We start from the raw sequence: 17,424 nt of genomic DNA on the forward strand, positions 1-17,424 counted from the left end.
CAGGTTCGCCGAACCAGTGTCAGGCAGGTTCGCCGAACCAGTGTCAGGCAGGTTCCACCACGAGCCCGTTCGCCGTCGCGTACGCGATGGCCTGGGTGAGTTCGATCTGCGCCTTGTCCAGTGAGGCCGCCGTCCACAGATTCGCGTCGACGTGCGCCCCGCGCAGGTCCGCGCCGTCGAGTTTCGCGCCGCCGGTGCGGGCCCCGAACAGGTCCGCCGAGCGGAGCACGGCCCGGCGGAGGTCCGTGCGGACGAGGTTGGCTTCCCGGAACCGGCAGTCCGTGAAATCGAGTCCGCGCAGGTCGGCACCGCCCAGCGACACGAGCGTGAAGTCGCACTCGTCGAAGACCACCGGGCGCAGCCGGCAGTTGTCGAACTCCGAACCGAGGAAGCTGCAGTTGCGGAACTCGCTGTGCCACAGCATGGTTCGGGTGAACGTGCAGGAGCGGAACGCCGTCCCCACGTGGTGCGACTCGGCGAGGTCGGCGCCCGTGAAATCGCAGTCGGTGAAGATCACCGACTCGGTGCGGAGTTCACTCAGGTCGGCGTCACGGAAGTTGCATTTCGTGTAGTGCCGCCGCTGCCAGTTCTGCGCGGGGAGTCGTGCGTCGCCGTAGTCCTCACCCACCACCTCTTCGACCGGATCCATGCGTCCATCATGCCGCCTCACGGTGTGGCCCTAAGCTGTGCGGGTGTTCCGAGTGATGTTCCACGAACCCCGAATCCCACCCAACACCGGCAACGCCATCCGCATGGTGGCGGGCACCGGTTGCGAACTGCACCTCGTGGGACCGCTCGGGTTCGACCTGTCCGAGCCCAAACTGAAACGGGCCGGGCTCGACTACCACGACCTGGCGTCGGTGACCGTGCACGAGAACCTGGAGGCGGCCTGGGCGGCGGTGGAACCGGCGCGGGTGTTCGCGTTCACCGCGCACGCCACCGTGTCGTACGCCGACATCGCCTACCGGCCCGGCGACGTCCTGCTGTTCGGTCCCGAACCCACCGGACTGTCGGCGGAGGTGCTGGCCGATCCGCACGTGACGGAGCGGCTCCGCATCCCGATGCTGCCCGGCCGGCGGTCGCTGAACCTGTCCAACGCCGCGGCCCTCGTGACGTACGAGGCGTGGCGCCAGCACGGTTTCAGCGGGGCTGCGCTGTAGCTGCGGCAGTCAGGGCCCCGACGCCCGCGGCAGCGCCGGCACCGAGGGCGATGTCGAGGAAGTCGCGGGCCGCACCCTGCACCCCGCGCACCGGGTCCCAGACGGCGGACAGCCGCCGCGGCAGCGTCAGCCCCTCCACCTGGACGGAGGCGAGCCTGCCGTCCGTCAGGTCGGCGGCGACCGCCAGCGAGGACAGCACCGCCGGGGCGTTGCCCGCCACGACGGCCGCCTTCACCGCCGTGCACGACGTCAGCTCCAGCAGCGGCGGGACGCACTGCGGGACCGCGTTCTCCAGGGTGGTGCGCGTTCCGGACCCGGATTCCCGCTGGATCATCGGTGTCGCGGCGAGTTCGGACACCGGAATCGGCGACCGGCGCACCCATTCGTGCTCCGGCGGCACCACGACCACCAGGTGGTCGCGGCCGATCTCCCGCACCTGCAGTCCCGCCGGAATGTCCGGGCCCTCGACGAACCCGAGATCGGCCTCGCCGGACAGCACCCGGGCGGTCACCTCGGACGAGTTGAGCAACCGGACGTTCGTGACCACGTTCGGGTACTTGCGCCGCATCGCGACGGTCCACCCGGGAACCAGGTACTCGGCGATCGTCATGCTGGCCGCGACCGTCAGCCCGGCCTGCCGTTCCCCTCGCAGCGCCGCGACCCCCGACGCCAGCTCCTCCGCCGTGGCGAGGATGTGACTCGCCCATTCGAGGATGAGTGCACCCTCCGACGTGGGCCGCACCCCGCTGGCGCCGCGGCTGAACACCTTGATGCCGAACTGGCGCTCGGCCGACCGCACCCGGGCACTGACGGCCTGCTGGCTGAGCCCGTGCTCGCGCCCCGCCGCACCCATGCTTCCGAGCCGCTCGACGGACAACAGGACGTCGAGGGCACTGAGTTCGGGTACTCGGGGAGACAGCGGCACAACCCAAGGCTAGTCCCACAAACGTGATTTGTGGGCATTCAACGACAAGCCTTCTACCGGCCACGACGACGCGGCGGCAAGCTCTGGGTATGACCCCGAATTGGTTCGCAGCAGTGATGGGCACCGGCATCCTCGCAGTCGTCGCCGCCGCATTTCCGGTCGGCGTTCCGGTGGTCCGGACGGCCTCCGAGGTCTTCTGGCTGATCGCCGTGACGCTGCTCGTGCTGCTGACGACCGCACTGGTTCGGCACTGGATCCGCCGCCGCGACGACGCCCTCGCCGACGCGCGCAGCCACACGATGTTCCCGTTCTACGGCGCCGTGTCGATGGCAGTGCTGACCGTCGGCGCCGGCACCGGATCCGCGGGTGGCGCACTTCTCGGCGACGTCGCCGTCCCCGTCTCGGCCACACTCTGGACGATCGGGACCGGCATCGGGCTCGTCACCTACGCCGTCATGGCCCGCAGGCTGACCCGGCCCCACCAGGTGACACCGGTGCCGTCCTGGCTCATGCCCGTCGTGCCGCCCATGGTGTCGGCCGCCTCCGGAGCCGCACTGGTCAAGCACCTCCCCGAGGGCATACCTCGGATCGCGATGCTGGTGGTCTGCTACTCGCTGTTCGCGCTGGCGCTGAGCGCCGCGGTGACCGTCGCCGTCGTCGTCGGCCGCCATCTGCTGAGCAACGGGCTCCCCGCCACCCCGCTCGTGCCGACCCTCTGGATTCCGCTCGGCGTGATCGGGCAGTCGGTGGCGGCGATCAATCTGCTCGGCGCGGCGTCCGGCCACGCCTGGCTCCACGCGGTGGGCGTCGTCTACGGGACCACCGTCGGCGCGCTCGGCGTCCTCGCCCTCGCGACCGTGGTCACCGTGACCGCCAGGGCCTTTCGCCGCGGGTTGACGTTCACCCCCAGCTGGTGGAGTTTCACGTTCCCCGTCGGCACCTGCGCGCTGGGAGCGAACTCGCTCGGCCTGGCGACGGATTCCGTCGTGATCGTCGGCGCAGGCGTGACCCTGTGGTGCGCGCTGGTCGTCATCTGGGGCACCGTCGCGGTCCGCACACTGCGGCACGCCGCCGGGCGACTGGGTGAGCGCGTCGTCCGGGACGATTCCGCAGCCCACGCCTTCAGCGCGGCGCGCTGACCACGAACCGTGACTCGGGTGTCAGGCGCCCGAGTCGACGGGGCGGCCGGACTGCATCCACGCGGACGTCCCGCCCGCAACCGACACGGCGTTGATCCCCCGCGCATTCAGATACTCCGCCGCCTGCAGGCTCCGGCCGCCGACCGCGCAGATCACGTAGACGACCTCGGCCTCCGGGATCTCGTCCACGCGCGCGACGAACTCGCTGAGCGGAATCAGTGTCACTCCCGGAACCCGGGCCTGGGCGTACTCGTCGGCCTCGCGCACGTCGATGACGGGGGCACCCGACGCCAATGCGCCGTCCAGGGCATTCAGGTCGACTTCGATCATTGCGTCTTCGCCTCTTCTCGTTCCGGCGCCGGGCCCGACGGGGGTCCGGGCGGCCTGTTGTACATCCGGCGCAGACGGTACGCGCCGTACACGACCAGTGCGATGACGGCCACGAAACCGAACCAGGGAATCAGCGCGCCCACGACCACGGCGCCGCCCGCGATCGCGGTCAGCAGGGCGTTCCAGCCCGCGACGACGCCTTCCCAGAAGTTGTCCGGACCGGTGCTCGGCCGTTCGGCATCGGTGGTGGTGACGTCGATCGTGATCGTGGCCAGTGCCACCTGGTCGCTCAGCGACCGCTTCTGGGCGGTGAGGCTGTCCAGTTCGCCCTGACGCTCCGACAACGCCTTCTCGGCCTCGATCAGATCCGCGGTGTTCGCGGCCGACGTGATGAGCCCCTGCAGGCGGGTGACGGACGCTGTCAATGCGTTGATCCGGGCGTCGAGATCCTGCGACTGCATCGTCACGTCGCTCTTCGTGACGCTGACGCTGGTGACCTTGCCCAACTCCCGCAGATCGTCCAACGTCCGGGTGAGCGAGTCGGCGGGCACCCGGATGGTCAGGGAACTGCTCGCGTCCTGGCCGTCGGAGCCCGGCTGTTCGGTGAGCTGGTCGATGCGCCCGCCCAGATCATCGACCTTGTCGACGATCTGCCTGCCGACCGCCACCGGGTCGTCCGCGGTGAGCGCGACCTGACCGGTGATGATCTCCTGACGCTCGGTGGGCGCCTGGTCTTTCGCGGGTTGCTGCACCGCGCCACCGATCTCCATCTGACTCGAGTCCCCCGGCGAGGGTGTGGGCGACGACTGGGAGGAGTCGCTGTTCGAACCCCCACACCCCGCGAGCGCCAGCGTAGCCACGACGATCGCCGACAACACGTATCTCCTCATGACCAGATGCTAGCGGTGCGGGGCTCATCGGAAGTCCCTGGATTTGGCGGACACCCGCAAATCCATCAGCTGCAACCGATCCGCCACCACCGTCACCGCGCCTTCGGCGTTCTGCACCTTGCCGCGGACCAGCAGTGCGGGTGCCGTGTTGGCGAGTGTGCGGTACTTCGCCCACAACCCCACCGAACAGACGACGTTGACCATGCCGGTCTCGTCCTCGAGGTTGATGAACGTGACCCCCGCCGCCGTCGCCGGGCGCTGCCGGTGCGTCACCGCCCCACCCACCAGAACCCGGTCGCCGTCGGGAACGTCGAGCAGGCGCGCCGCAGGGATCACTCCGAGCGCATCGAGTTGCGGGCGCAGGAACTCGGTGGGATACGTGTCCGGTGACACCCCGGTGGCCCACACGTCCGCCGCGGCCAGTTCGAGATCGCTCATCCCCGGCAGGGTCGGCGCGCGGGTGGACGCCCCGATCCCCGGCAGCCGGTCGCGACGCTCCCCCGCCGCGGCGCCCGCCGCCCACAGCGCCTCCCGCCGGGACAACCCGAAACTGTCGAGAGCACCTGCGGTGGCCAGCGATTCGGCCTGTGCCGTGCTCAGTTCCACCCGGCCGGTGAGGTCGAGGAAGGACGTGTACGGCCCGCCGTCGCCGCGGGATTCGACGATCCGCTCGGCCAGCGCGGTCCCGATGTGCCGCACCTCCCCGAGCCCGAGACGCACCTCCGTCCCGCCCGCCTCGACGGTGGCGTGCGCGAGGCTCGCATTGACGTCCGCGCCGTGCACCCGCACCCCGTGCCTGCGGGCGTCGGCCACCAGCGACTGCGGCGAGTAGAACCCCATCGGCTGCGCCCGCAGCAGACCTGCACAGAACGCCGCCGGGTGATGCAGCTTGAACCACGACGAATAGAACACCAGGGCCGCGAAACTCTGCGAATGACTTTCGGGGAAACCGAAATTCGCGAAAGCGTACAGCTTCTCGTAGATCCGGTCGGCGACGTCCTCGCCGATTCCGTGCAGATCCCGCATGCCCTGGTAGAGCCGCCCCCTCAGCCGTTCCATCTTCTCGGGCGACCGCTTGGACCCCATGGCCCGGCGGAGCTGGTCGGCCTCGGCCGGGCTGAAACCCGCCACGTCGACCGCCATCTGCATCAGCTGTTCCTGGAACAGCGGCACACCCAGCGTCCGCTTCAGCGCCTTCTCCAGGGACGGGTGGTCGTAGGTCACCGGTTCGAGCTTGTTGCGGCGACGGATGTACGGGTGCACCGATCCGCCCTGGATCGGGCCGGGGCGGATGAGCGCCACCTCCACCACCAGGTCGTAGAAGTTCCGCGGTTTCAGCCTCGGCAGGGTGGCCATCTGGGCCCGCGACTCCACCTGGAACACCCCCACCGAGTCCGCCCGCTGCAACATCTCGTAGACGGCCTCCTCGGAGAGGTCCAGCTGCGCCAGATCCACCTCGATCCCCTTGTGCTCGGCCACGAGGTCGATCATGTAGTGCAGCGCGGAGAGCATGCCGAGACCCAGCATGTCGAATTTCACCAGACCCACCGCAGCGCAATCGTCCTTGTCCCACTGCAGAACACTGCGGTTCGCCATGCGCGCCCACTCCACCGGGCACACGTCGGCGATCGGCCGGTCGCAGATCACCATGCCACCCGAGTGGATGCCGAGGTGCCGCGGAAACCCCTCGATCTGAGCGGCCAGTTCGAGGACAGCGGGCGGAATGTCGGTGCCGGCCTCCTTCCCGATCCCACCCCAGCGGCTGACCTGCTTGCTCCACGCGTCCTGCTGCCCCTGCGAGAAACCCAGTGCCCGGGCCATGTCCCGGACCGAGGACTTTCCGCGGTATGTGATGACGTTCGCCACCTGCGCCGCGTACTGGCGTCCGTACTTGGTGTAGACGTGCTGGATGGCCTCCTCCCGGCGGTCGGATTCGATGTCGACGTCGATGTCCGGGGGGCCGTCGCGTTCGGGTGAGAGGAAACGTTCGAACAGCAATTTGTTGCGGACGGGATCCACGTTGGTGATGCCGATGGCGTAGCAGACGGCGGAGTTGGCCGCCGAACCCCTTCCCTGGCAGAGGATGTCGTTGTTCTTGCAGAACGACACGATGTCGTGGACCACCAGGAAGTAGCCCGGGAAGTTCAGCCCGGTGATGATGTCCAGTTCGTGCTCGATCTGCCGGTAGGCCTCCGGCCGGTCCGCAGGCGCGCCGTAGCGGCGACGGGCCCCGTCCATCGTGAGCGTGCGCAGCCAGCTGGCCTCGGTGTGTCCGTCGGGAACGTCGAACGGGGGCAGTTGCGGCGCGATGAGCCGCAGGTCGAACGCGCACTCCAGGCCGAGTTCCGCGGCACCGCGGACGGCGTCCGGGTACGCGGCGAAGAGGTGCGCCATCTCCTCACCGGACCGCAGGTGCGCTCCCCCGGCGGGCGCCAGGTGCCCGGCCGCGTCGTCGAGACTCTGACGGGCCCGGACGGCGGCCATCGCCATGGCCAGTCTCCTCCGCGGCGGTCCCGCGAAGTGTGCCGCCGTGGACGCGATCACCCGAAGTCCGTGCTGCTGTGCGAGTTCGGCGAGGCAGGCGTTGCGCTCGGCGTCCTCCGCGACGCCGTGATGGGTGAGTTCCACCGTGACCCGGTCGGCCCCGAATCGGTCGATCAGTTCCCGGAGCCGGGCGGCCGCGGCGTCCTGGCCGCCTCCGGCCAGCGCCTGACGCACATGCCCCTTCCGGCAGCCGGTCAGGATCTGCCAGTGCCCACCGGCGGCATCGGCGAGGCCGTCGAGGTCGTAGCGCAGTCTGCCCTTCTCCCCTCCCGCGAGATGCGCCGCCGCGATCTCCCGGGAGAGCCGCCGGTACCCCTCCTGGCCTCGCGCCAGCACCAGCAGGTGCGCGTCGTCCAACGTCAGTTCGGACCCGAACACCGTGCGCATGTTCAGCTCCTTCGCCGCCTCGGCGAACCGGACCACACCGTAGAACCCGTCGTGGTCGGTGAGCGCGATGGCCTCGAGACCGAGCCGGACGGCCTCCTCCACCAGCTCTTCCGGCGGAGAGGCGCCGTCGAGGAAGCTGAACGCCGAGTGCGCGTGCAGTTCGGCGTACGGCACGGTGGAACCGGGACGCTCCTGACGGCCCGCCCGGTACTCCCCCCGTTTGCGCGACCATGCGGGACTGTCGCCGCCGTCGCCCGGATACATCGACTCCGGGTCGACCCGCCCCGGCCTGCCCGACAGGACGCGTTCCATCTCGGACCACGTCGGCGGACCGTTTCCCCAACCCATCTGATTACACCTCTTCTACCCGCGCACGTACGTGCCGAGATCACAGAAGATGCCGCTGGGGAAGGCGCATCATTCGAACGGGAGTTCGAACACTGTCAGTGTGCCATCGCCCTCGCGGACCGGTCAATGCGGGTCACCTCACCAGCGCGGCCAGACCTCTCAGACGGTCCTCGGCAGGCCTTCGCGGACAGCTCACGCACTTGCCCGAGCCGGGAGTCTCGTAGATCAGGCAGCACGACGCCCGTTGCGTGAACCGGCGCGACAGCGTCCCTGCCCGGACGTCGACGAACCGCGGGTCCGGCAGCACCACACCGGCGCGGCGGAGTGCGTCCACCAGACCCCGGGCGAAGATGCTGCCCCGGGCGCGGTCGCCGCACGCCGTTCCCGCGTCGAGGGCCCGGTTGGCGATCGAATCCGTGGTGATCGCCCACATCGCGGCGTGCCGCACCCCGGACACCGCGGCGAGCGCATCGACGATCGGCGTCAGTGCCGCGGCCATCTCGGCCGCGAGTTCGGACAGCCCCTCGGTGACCGGCAGCCCCGACGACGCGGTGATGCCCCCGAGGTACCCGTCGTCCCGGAGGAATGCCACGGCGTCGCCGAGCCCCGGGTGGGCGGCGACACCCGTGACGAGCGCGGTCGCGATCGGGATCCCGGTCAGCGTCGAACTGGCCGAGTACCACCACAGCGTGCCGTTGACCCGGGGGTCGTCGCTGCCCCACCGCGCCGCCGTGTCCGCGACCCGCTCCGCGAGCCAGCCGGGATCGGTCAGTCGCACGGCCGGGAACGCGGCGGCGCCGCGGTGCTCGATCTGGTCGGCGATCATCGGGACGCGGCGGGCGGTCAGCTCGTACGCGCGCCGCAGTTTCTCATCCATCGGCCAGCCCCCGGATCTCCATCGTCAGCCGCGGACTCGACCGCACGACGGCGCGGATGCCGAACACCCCGCCGAGCACGGTGTCGTCCAGGACGTCGGCGGGCGGACCGGTGCTGATCACCCGTCCATCGTGCAGCACGGCCAGTGTGTCGCAGTACTCCACGGCCAGCCGGAGGTCGTGCATGGTCACGACGATCGCGAGACCGTCGCGCGCGAGGTCGCGCAGCAGGTTCATCACCGTCAGCTGATGCCGCAGGTCGAGGTGGTTGGTGGGTTCGTCGAGCAGCAGGACCCGCGGCTGCTGCGCGAGAGCCCGGGCGATCGACACCCGCTGGCGTTCCCCACCGGACAGCGCGTGCACGTCGCGGCCGGCGAGTTCGGCCAGCCCCACCTGCCGTATGCACGTCTCCACGATCTCGCCGTCGACCCCGTTCGCCCGTTCGAACCAGCCCCGGTGCGGGACGCGTCCGAGCGACACGGATTCGCGCACGGTCAGTCCCGCGGACACCCGCGGTTCCTGGGTGCTCGCGCCGATCGTGCGGGCGAGTTCCCGCCTGCCCAGATCGGCGCTGTCCGTTCCGTCGACGACGACGGCGCCCGCGGTCGGGGTGAGCGCGCGGTAGCAGCAGCGCAGCGCCGTGGTCTTCCCGGAACCGTTGGGCCCGACCAGCGCCAGCACCTCACCGGGGCGCACGGCGAGGTCGACGCCGTGCAGCACTTCCCGCGATCCGAGTTCGGCGCGCACCCGGTGCAGGCGCAGCGCGGTCACCGCTCTGCCCTCCCGTACTGCCGGTACAGCATCCACACGAAGATCGGTGCTCCCACGAGGGCGGTGACGACGCCCACGGGGACCTCGATGCTCCGCGCGACCGACCGCGCGGCCGTGTCCGCCGCGACCATCGCGATCGCGCCGAGGAACGCGGCGACCGGCAGCAGCCTGACCGCTCGGGCGCCCACGACGTACCCGGCCAGGTGCGGCACGAGCAGGCCGATGAAGCCGATGCCGCCGGCGACGGACACGGCCGCCCCTGCCAGCATCGACACCCCGAGCAACTGCACGACGCGGAAGCGCCGCACGTTCATCCCCAGGGCGGCGGCGCCGTCGTCTCCCGCCTGCAGCAGGTCGACGCGGCTCGCGCTCAGCATCATCGCCGCCCCCACCGTTGCGAGTGCGAGAGCCGGGAAAATCACCGTCGACCAGCGTGAGTCGCCGAAACCGCCTGCCAGCCAGTGCATCACCGAACTCAGTTGGTGCTCGTCGGCGACGACCAGGATCGAGAAGGTGATGAGGGCGGAGAACACCTGCGCCGACGCGACACCGACGAGGATGACCGCGGTCGGCTGCGGATACCGGCCACCGATCGCCAGTGACAGGAACAGCGGCACCATGGCGCCCAGGAACGCCGCGGCGGGAATCGTGAACACGCCGAGCGCTCCCACTCCGAGCCCGAGCACCGTCACCACCACCACGCCGAAACCCGCACCCGAGGACACCCCGAGCAGATATGGATCGGCCAGTGGATTACGTGTCACCGCCTGCGCCACGGCTCCTGCCAGGGCGAGCGCCGCCCCGACGACCGCGGCGGTCAGCGCCCGCGGCAACCGGGAGTCCAGGACGATCGATTCCCGGGCCTGCGACCACCAGGGGTCGAACGCACCCGGGGCCACCCGGTGCGCGACGATCGCCCAGACGTCGCCGACGGGGATGCGCACGGAACCGAACGACACCGCGAGGCCGAGGACGAACAGGGTCGTCAGGGCGAGCAGCATCATCAGGCCCGCGAACCCGACGCGCGTCCGGGCCGGGTGCGTCGGCGACGCGGGTGGCGCCGCACGTTCGGCGGTCGTGGTCATCGCGCGCCGACGGCGTCCGGATGCAGCGCCCGCGCGATCGTCTCCACCGACCGCACCAGGCGCGGGCTCTCGAAGAAGTCGTCGAGCGGCACCACCACGAAACGACCCGCCTTCACAGCGGGCGTCGTAGACATGATCGGGTGCGACTTCAGAAAGTCGATCTTCGCCTGCGCGCTCGTCGTGCCGTAGTCGAGGACGACGATCGCCTCCGGGGCGCGTTCACCGATGATCTCCCACGTGGACGTCGAATACGGCTTCTGCCCCTCGGCGAAGAGGTTGGCCGCGCCCGCGTGGTCCGCGATGAGCTGGCCAACACCCACGCCGCCGATCGTCAGCGGGACGTCCTCGCCGGAATCGTAGAAGAACGTCGGAACCGGAGTGGTGCCTGCGATCTCGTCCCGCACGGCCTGCAATCCGGACGTCACCCGGTCGCTGACGGCGCGTGCCTCGTCCGGGACGCCGAGGATCTCACCGAGCTGCGTGTAATCGTTGCGCAGCAGTCCGATGTCGGGGAAGCCCTGCCCGCAGTACTCGGAGAACAGGAAGGTGGGGATGCCCTGTTCGCCGAGGGATTCGCGCGAGCGCCCTTCCTTCTCGTCGAACGCGCTGCGCATACCGCCGACCACCAGGTCGGGGTCGAGGTCGAGGATCTGTTCCCGGGTCGGGTATTCCTTCGCGAGTTTCGGGATCTTCGAGAAGGCGTCCGCGAACTCCGGCAGCGGGGTCGCGTCGCCGTACCCCGTGCCGACGATGCGATCACCGGCCCCCATCTCGATCAGCACCTCGGTGACGTGATCGTTCATGCTGACGATGCGCTGCGGCGGCGCGTCGAACGTCTCCGTTCGCGCGCAGTTGGTGACGGACACCGGTTCGGCGAAGGATTCGGTGGAAGCGGTCTGCCCCGCGGACTCCCCCCGCGAACACCCGGCGACCACCAGCGCGGCCACGGCGAGCGTGACCAGAGCGGAACTTCGGAACAACTGACCGTGCATGTAAACCTCATTGCGGCTCAGAGCCACGAATGAGAAGCCGGCAGACGCCCACGTGCAGGCGCGCCTGCGGGACTCCGCTTCGTAGACCACGACGAAAAGGATGTCGCACACCACACGCCGGGTAATCGGGCTCGCCACCGAAATGCTCTGGTGGCCTACCGTTGCGGGTCAGCGCCGGATTCGGACCGGCTTCCCCCGTGCGTGTGACTGCAAGTGCACCGCCGAGTATGCACGATTCGCCGGGACCCGCGTCACACCCCCACCGGCAATCCCTGGATCCGCACTACAGTCGGCAGTCGCAGCCGACCGCCCCCGACCACCCGGAGTTGACGCATGACACGTTGGGCCTCGACCGTTGTTTCACGCAAATGGTGGGTCCTGACCCTCGCCGTGCTCGTCGTCCTGGTCAGCGGCGTGTGGGGCACCGGGGTGTTCGCGAAGCTCAGCTCCGGCGGATTCATCGACCCCGGTAGCGAATCCGCCGAGGTGGCGCGAATCGTCGAGGACAATCTGGGTCCGCAGACGCCGGACATCATCGCCATCTACACCGCACCCGACGGGAAGACCCTGGGTGACATCGGCCCCCAGGTCACCGCGAGTCTCGACCGGTTCGCCGCCGAGGTGCCGACGTATTCGGTGACGTCGTACTGGACGGCGGACGCGACGAGGAAGCACCTGATGGTGTCGGAGGACGGTACCAAGGCTTCGGCCGCGATCACCGTCGACCCGGATGCCGGGATCACAGCGGCCACGTTCAACGATCTGTTGCCGAAGCTCGAGGTGGAGGGCGTCGACACCGAGTTCGCGGGCAACTCGGTGGTGGGTGTGGCGTTCAACAACCGGCTGCAACAGGACCTGGTGCTGGCCGAGGCGATCGCGCTGCCGATCACTCTCGTGTTGCTGGTCTTCATCTTCGGCGGTCTGGTCGCCGCCGCCGTTCCGGTGTTCGTCGGGCTGCTCTCGATCTTCAGCGCCCTCGCCACGCTGCGCCTGCTGACCCTGTTCACCGACGTCAGTTCGTTCGCGATCAACGTGGCGTCCCTGCTCGGCCTGGGGCTCGCGATCGACTACGGCCTGTTCATCGTCGGCCGTTTCCGCGAGGAACTCGAGTCCGGCGCCGACGTGGCCGAGGCGACCCGGCGCACCGTCCTGACCGCGGGGCGCACCGTATTGTTCTCCGGTCTGCTTCTCGTGTGCGCGTTCTCGGGGATGCTGGTGTTTCCCCAGGACGTGATCAAGTCGCTCGGGTTCGGTGCGATGGCCGCGGTCGCGAGTGCGGCGCTGCTGTCCCTCACCGCGGTGCCTGCGCTGCTCGCGATCCTCGGTCACCGCATCAACGCGCTGAGCTGGCGCAAGGATGCGGCGCAGCGCGGTGAGGTGCGCGCCCGCAAGTTCTGGGGCTCCGTCGTCACCTGGGTGATGCGTCGGCCGGTCGCCATCGCGGTCGGGATCGTCGCGGGTCTGATGGTCCTGGCCGCGCCGCTGCTCAGCGCGTCGCTCGGCGAGGTCACGTACACGGCGCTGCCCGAGAACGATCCCGCCCGTATCGCCACCGACACCCTCACCACCGAATTTCCCACCACCGGGAACGGCGCCACCCTGATCCTCCGGGGCGCCGACGGCACCGCACCCACTGCCGCCGACGGGGCCGCGGTGGCCCAGGCCGCCGGTCAGGTGCCGGGCATCGGCGCCGCCACCGTCGTCGCGGCGGGCGGCGAACTGGTGGCGGTGCAGGCCGTCTACTCCGAGGGAGTGACCACCGACGACCAGAGCGCGGCGGTGGACGGTCTCCGCGCCATCTCCGCCCCCGAGGGAACCGAACTGCTCGTCGGCGGCGGCCAGGCGACCGTCGACGACGGCAACGCCGCGATCGTGCACTGGCTGCCGGTCATGATCGCGATCATGGTGGGTTCGACGCTGGTCCTGCTGTTCCTGGCCTTCGGCTCGGTGGTGCTGCCGATCAAGGCGGTCGCGATGGCGGGGCTGAGTCTCGCCGCCACGTTCGGGGTGCTCACCTGGATCTTCGAGCTCGGACACGGCGCGGGCCTGCTGGGGGTCAGTCCGGCACCGCTCGAGGCGACGTTCGTGGTCCTCATTCTCGCCGTCGTCTTCGGCCTGTCGACCGACTACGAGGTGTTCCTGATGTCGCGCATGGTCGAGGCGCACGAGGCGGGCGCGACGACGGAGGAGGCCGTGCGTTTCGGCACCGAGCGCACCGGCCGGATCGTGACGGCCGCCGCGCTGCTGCTCGTGGTGGTGACCGGGGCGTTCACCATCTCCGGTCTGTCGATCATGCGGTTCCTCGGCGTGGGCATGATCGTCGCGCTGCTCGTCGACGCGACGGTGGTCCGGATGCTCCTCGTTCCGTCCCTGGTGAAGCTGATGGGCGAGGCCAACTGGTGGGCTCCGGCCTGGATGAAGAAGGTGCACGCCAAGGTGGGTCTCGGCCACTAGTGCATCATCTTACTTTGGAGTAAGTTCGGGGCATGGCCACCTACCTCGTCACCGGCGGTACCGGATTCCTGGGTCGGCACGTGCTGCCCCTGATCCTCGACCGCGATGCATCAGCCGAGATCCACGTCCTCGTCCGGCGCGCGTCCGTCGCGCGACTGGAAGCGCTCGTCGACGGCATGCCCGGCGGCGAACGGGTGCATCCGCTGATCGGTGACCTGACCGAGCCCGGCCTCGGACTCGGGTCCGCACCCGCGGCCGACCACGTCCTGCACCTCGGCGCGATCTACGACCTCACGGCCGGCGACGAGCAGGCCGCCACGAACGTCGACGGCACCCGTTCTGTCATCGCGCTGGCCCGGGAACTGGATGCGACTCTCCACCACGTCTCCTCCATCGCCGTCGCGGGAGATCACGAGGGGCCGTTCAGGGAAACCGATTTCGATCTCGGCCAGAGCTTCCCCACCCCGTATCACCGCACCAAGTTCGAGGCCGAGAAACTGGTCCGTGACGCCGAGGGCCTGCGCACACGCATCTACCGCCCCGCCGCGGTGGTCGGCAGTTCGGTCACCGGCGAGATGGACAAGATCGACGGCCCGTACTACCTCTTCCCCGCCATCGCGGCGCTCGCGAAACTCCCCGCCGCGCTGCCCGTGGCCGTCCCACGGATCGGCGCGACCAACGTCGTGCCCGTCGACTACGTCGCGGCGGCCGTCGTGGAACTGATGACGGCGCCGGGACGGGACGGCCAGACGTTCCACCTCGTCAATCCGCGCCCCCAGCCGGTCCGGGAAATCTACGCCGCGCTCGCCGAGGCGGCAGGCGCACCGCACCCCGCGATCGGACTGCCCGGCGAACTCGTCCGCCCGTTCCTCACCCCCGCCCCCGACTCCGCCCTCGACGCGGGCCGCAAGGCCGTGCTCGGCGCACTCGGCATCCCGCCGGTGCTCGTCGAGAACCTGACCCTGCCCACGGTGTTCGACGACCGCGACACCCGGGAGGCGCTGCGCGGCACCGGCATCGAGGTGCCCCCTTTCGCCTCGTACGCCGGCGTGCTGTGGTCGTACTGGCGCGAGAACCTCGACCCCGACCGGGCGCGCAGGCCCCACCCCGCCGGACCGCTCGTTGGCAGGCACGTGGTGATCACCGGGGCGTCGTCCGGGATCGGCCGGAGTTCCGCGATCGCGACGGCCCGCAAGGGCGCGAAGGTCATCCTGCTCGCCCGGCGCACCACGGAACTCGACGCCGTCGTCACGGAGATCCGCGCGGCGGGCGGCGAGGCCTACGGCTACCCCTGCGACATCACCGACGACGAGTCGGTCGAGCACACCGTCAAAGCCGTTCTCGCCGAACACGATCACGTCGACATGCTCGTCAACAACGCGGGTCGTTCGATTCGCCGGGGGCTGTACCACTCGACGGACCGGTTCCACGATTTCGAACGGACCATGGCCGTCAACTACTTCGGCGCGGTCCGACTCGTCCTCGCCTTCCTCCCGCAGATGCGCGAGCGGCGGTTCGGCCACATCGTCAACATCAGCAGCGCCGGGGTCCAGGGCGCGACCCCGCGGTTCGCCGCCTACGTCGCCAGCAAATCGGCCCTCGACGGATTCACCGACGTCGCGGCATCCGAAACACTCTCGGACGGAATCACGTTCACCACCATCCACATGCCGCTGGTCGAGACGCCGATGATCGCGCCCACCGGCCGGTACAACATCGGGCCGATCACGTCCCCGGAGAAGGCGGCCGCCATGGTCGTCCGTGCGCTGATCGAACGCCCCAAACGCATCGACGTCCCGACCGGCACGCTCGGTGAACTCGGCCACGTCTTCGCACCGGCGGTCAAGGACCGCGTGATGCACCAGATGTATCGCATGTTCCCCGATTCACCGGCCGCGAAGGGAACGAGCACGGACGACGCGACGCCGGCCCCTCGGCGCACGCCGGAACCCGGGCACCACACGTCGTCGATGCTGGGCCGCGCCGCCCGGAAGGTCGGAAGGCTGGTGCCCGGCACCCACTGGTGACCGTCTCAGGGGGTGCGGGCGCGAACTCCGGTGGCGACGACGGGCCGCACCGGCTTCGGCGCCGCCCCGCAACTCGCCGGCCGCGGCGGCAGTTCCCGCTCCTCGAGGTCGACGACCCAGCGACGCCCGTCGCGGTGGGTGACAACCGAATTCGCGTCCACCGTCAGCTCGTCGGCAGCGGCGTCCACCAGATCGCGGACGGCGAGTTCCGCCACCTGCCCCTGGGTGTCCCAGCAACTGCGGCCGCGCAGCCCGGTCCGGTACACCTCGCCCCGGGCGGCGGCGCGGACCGCGTCGACGCTCTGCTGCACCGACAGCCGGCCGTACGTGTAGCCCGTCGGCAGCAGGATCAGCGACGGCGCGAAACGATGCCCGCCCGTGTGCGAGCACTCCCACACCGCGTCGCCGAACTCCGCGGTCAGGCCGGCCGCGACCGGCCGCCCGAGCACGGCGCAGCACTGGTCCCTCTTCCCGTGCGCGCACACCAGGGCGACGGGGTCCGTCACCGGCGTGCCCAGACCCGGCGCGGGTCCCGCGACCAGACCGAGGTCCAGCTCGAGCAGGTCCTCCGGGTAGCCGATCTCGAGCCGCTCGCACCACGACCGCGCAGGGTGCGACTGTGCCAGCAGCACCGTGCGCCGATCCGGTGACGCGGTGCCGCGGCCGGGCCGGCGGATGAACATGATCCGCACCCCGGCGGCGTCGGCGCGGGCGTCGAGTTCGCGGGCCAAGTCCGTGCCGAGCGCCGCGCCGTCGAGCACGTCCCGGCCCCACGCTCCGGGGAATTCCAGGCACACCCAGCCCCTGACGTGCGCAGCGGTGCCCGCGAGGGGCTCGTCGGCCGCGGACAGCGCGGAGCAGGTGGCGGTGATCGTGTCAGGCACGCTGCCATTGTGTCAGTAGCGAAAATCGGTCAGTCGTGGAACTTCCTGCGCTCCGCCAGCTGCTGGACGAACTTCTCGATGCGGCGGGCACGCGTCTCCGGGCGTTTGGCGTCCTGCAGGCGGTAGTAGACGGCGTACCGGTTGTGGCTGTCGAGTGTCGCGTAGAAGGCCTCGGCCTCGGGATTCCGCGCGAGGGCGTCCAGGAAGTCCTGCGGCATCTCCGCCGCCTTCTGTCCCGCGTACGCGCGGTCCCAGCGGCCGTCCGCCCTGGCCCGCTCGACTTCGGCCACGCCCGCGGGCTCGAGGAGACCGGCCTCGGCGAGTTTCTCCGCGAACTCGCGGTTCCGCTTGGACCACGGACTCCGCGACGAGCGCGGGGTGAACCGCTGCACGAAGAAGTCGTCGTCGACGCGGCGGACCTGGCTGTCGATCCAGCCGTAGCACAGCGCGACCTCCAGCGCCCGGTCGTAGTCGATCGACGACTGCGCCGACCCCTTCTTGGCCATCTTCAGCCAGATGCCGGGCGAGCAGGCGTGATGGGCGGCGAGCCACTCCCGGAACTCGGCCTGGCCGGTGAAGTACTCGACGCTCAACTCGGCAGCACTCATGCGCC

Annotated in this window: 15 protein-coding genes and 1 riboswitch; of the genes, 4 read left to right on the forward strand and 11 right to left on the reverse strand. The window is 70.0% G+C overall.

The features are described from left to right. Window positions 1–43 precede the first annotated feature (43 nt). Window positions 44–649 (reverse strand): pentapeptide repeat-containing protein, encoded by a 606-nt coding sequence (locus P3H15_RS02205; RefSeq protein WP_276135768.1) that lies wholly within the window; start codon window positions 647–649, stop codon window positions 44–46. A 43-nt stretch (window positions 650–692) separates the two neighbouring features. Between P3H15_RS02205 and P3H15_RS02210 the strand changes: the two genes are divergently transcribed. Further along, window positions 693–1,160, forward strand: a complete 468-nt coding sequence (locus tag P3H15_RS02210; protein ID WP_095861070.1) for a tRNA (cytidine(34)-2'-O)-methyltransferase — start codon at window positions 693–695, stop codon at window positions 1,158–1,160. On the opposite strand, the gene P3H15_RS02215 is transcribed toward P3H15_RS02210, so the two are convergent. Then, window positions 1,141–2,085 (reverse strand): LysR family transcriptional regulator, encoded by a 945-nt coding sequence (locus P3H15_RS02215; RefSeq protein ID WP_276135769.1) that lies wholly within the window; start codon window positions 2,083–2,085, stop codon window positions 1,141–1,143. The two genes, P3H15_RS02210 and P3H15_RS02215, sit on opposite strands and share 20 nt — an antisense overlap. Window positions 2,086–2,174: 89 nt before the next feature. On the opposite strand from P3H15_RS02215, the gene P3H15_RS02220 reads away from it, so the two are divergent. Continuing rightward, window positions 2,175–3,224 carry a TDT family transporter gene (locus P3H15_RS02220; protein ID WP_276135770.1) on the forward strand — a complete coding sequence of 350 codons (1,050 nt, stop codon included), beginning with the start codon at window positions 2,175–2,177 and terminating at the stop codon, window positions 3,222–3,224. Window positions 3,225–3,245: 21 nt separating this feature from the next. On the opposite strand, the gene P3H15_RS02225 is transcribed toward P3H15_RS02220, so the two are convergent. The 7 genes from P3H15_RS02225 to P3H15_RS02255 form a co-directional block, all read right to left on the reverse strand. Next, the gene (locus P3H15_RS02225; protein ID WP_276135771.1) at window positions 3,246–3,554 is read right to left on the reverse strand and encodes a rhodanese-like domain-containing protein; all 309 of its coding nucleotides are present in this window, start codon (window positions 3,552–3,554) and stop codon (window positions 3,246–3,248) included. Beyond that, complete coding sequence (locus P3H15_RS02230; protein WP_276135772.1) at window positions 3,551–4,444, reverse strand: DUF4349 domain-containing protein; 894 nt, start codon at window positions 4,442–4,444, stop codon at window positions 3,551–3,553. The genes P3H15_RS02225 and P3H15_RS02230 overlap by 4 nt, the downstream gene beginning before the upstream one ends. Window positions 4,445–4,468: 24 nt before the next feature. After that, window positions 4,469–7,723, reverse strand: coding sequence for an error-prone DNA polymerase (locus P3H15_RS02235; RefSeq protein WP_276135773.1), 3,255 nt, complete (start codon window positions 7,721–7,723; stop codon window positions 4,469–4,471). A 133-nt stretch (window positions 7,724–7,856) separates the two neighbouring features. Further along, window positions 7,857–8,600: a (2Fe-2S)-binding protein gene (locus tag P3H15_RS02240; RefSeq protein ID WP_276135774.1), complete on the reverse strand. Its 744-nt coding sequence runs from the start codon at window positions 8,598–8,600 to the stop codon at window positions 7,857–7,859. Further along, window positions 8,593–9,369 (reverse strand): ABC transporter ATP-binding protein, encoded by a 777-nt coding sequence (locus P3H15_RS02245; RefSeq protein WP_276135775.1) that lies wholly within the window; start codon window positions 9,367–9,369, stop codon window positions 8,593–8,595. The genes P3H15_RS02240 and P3H15_RS02245 overlap by 8 nt, the downstream gene beginning before the upstream one ends. Then, the gene (locus P3H15_RS02250) at window positions 9,366–10,454 is read right to left on the reverse strand and encodes an iron ABC transporter permease (protein WP_276135776.1); all 1,089 of its coding nucleotides are present in this window, start codon (window positions 10,452–10,454) and stop codon (window positions 9,366–9,368) included. Before P3H15_RS02250 ends, P3H15_RS02245 begins: the two co-directional genes overlap by 4 nt. Continuing rightward, a complete protein-coding gene (locus P3H15_RS02255; RefSeq protein ID WP_276135958.1) occupies window positions 10,451–11,446 on the reverse strand; it encodes an ABC transporter substrate-binding protein in 996 nt (331 codons plus the stop codon). The genes P3H15_RS02250 and P3H15_RS02255 overlap by 4 nt, the downstream gene beginning before the upstream one ends. A gap of 98 nt (window positions 11,447–11,544) precedes the next feature. Beyond that, window positions 11,545–11,687: riboswitch (cobalamin riboswitch) on the reverse strand. Between the two features lie 92 nt (window positions 11,688–11,779). On the opposite strand from P3H15_RS02255, the gene P3H15_RS02260 reads away from it, so the two are divergent. After that, complete coding sequence (locus P3H15_RS02260) at window positions 11,780–13,900, forward strand: MMPL family transporter (RefSeq protein WP_276135777.1); 2,121 nt, start codon at window positions 11,780–11,782, stop codon at window positions 13,898–13,900. Between the two features lie 32 nt (window positions 13,901–13,932). Beyond that, window positions 13,933–15,927 carry an SDR family oxidoreductase gene (locus P3H15_RS02265; protein WP_276135778.1) on the forward strand — a complete coding sequence of 665 codons (1,995 nt, stop codon included), beginning with the start codon at window positions 13,933–13,935 and terminating at the stop codon, window positions 15,925–15,927. A 5-nt stretch (window positions 15,928–15,932) separates the two neighbouring features. Here the strand turns inward: P3H15_RS02265 and P3H15_RS02270 are convergent, their stop codons facing one another. Together P3H15_RS02270 and P3H15_RS02275 are read right to left on the reverse strand one after the other, a co-directional pair. Then, window positions 15,933–16,811 (reverse strand): sucrase ferredoxin, encoded by an 879-nt coding sequence (locus P3H15_RS02270; protein WP_276135779.1) that lies wholly within the window; start codon window positions 16,809–16,811, stop codon window positions 15,933–15,935. 29 nt (window positions 16,812–16,840) lie between these two features. Continuing rightward, a complete protein-coding gene (locus P3H15_RS02275; protein WP_276135780.1) occupies window positions 16,841–17,419 on the reverse strand; it encodes a YdeI family protein in 579 nt (192 codons plus the stop codon). Between the last annotated feature and the right edge of the window lie 5 nt (window positions 17,420–17,424).

The organism is Rhodococcus sp. T2V (genome assembly GCF_029269925.1).
Classification (GTDB): domain Bacteria; phylum Actinomycetota; class Actinomycetes; order Mycobacteriales; family Mycobacteriaceae; genus Rhodococcus_F; species Rhodococcus_F koreensis.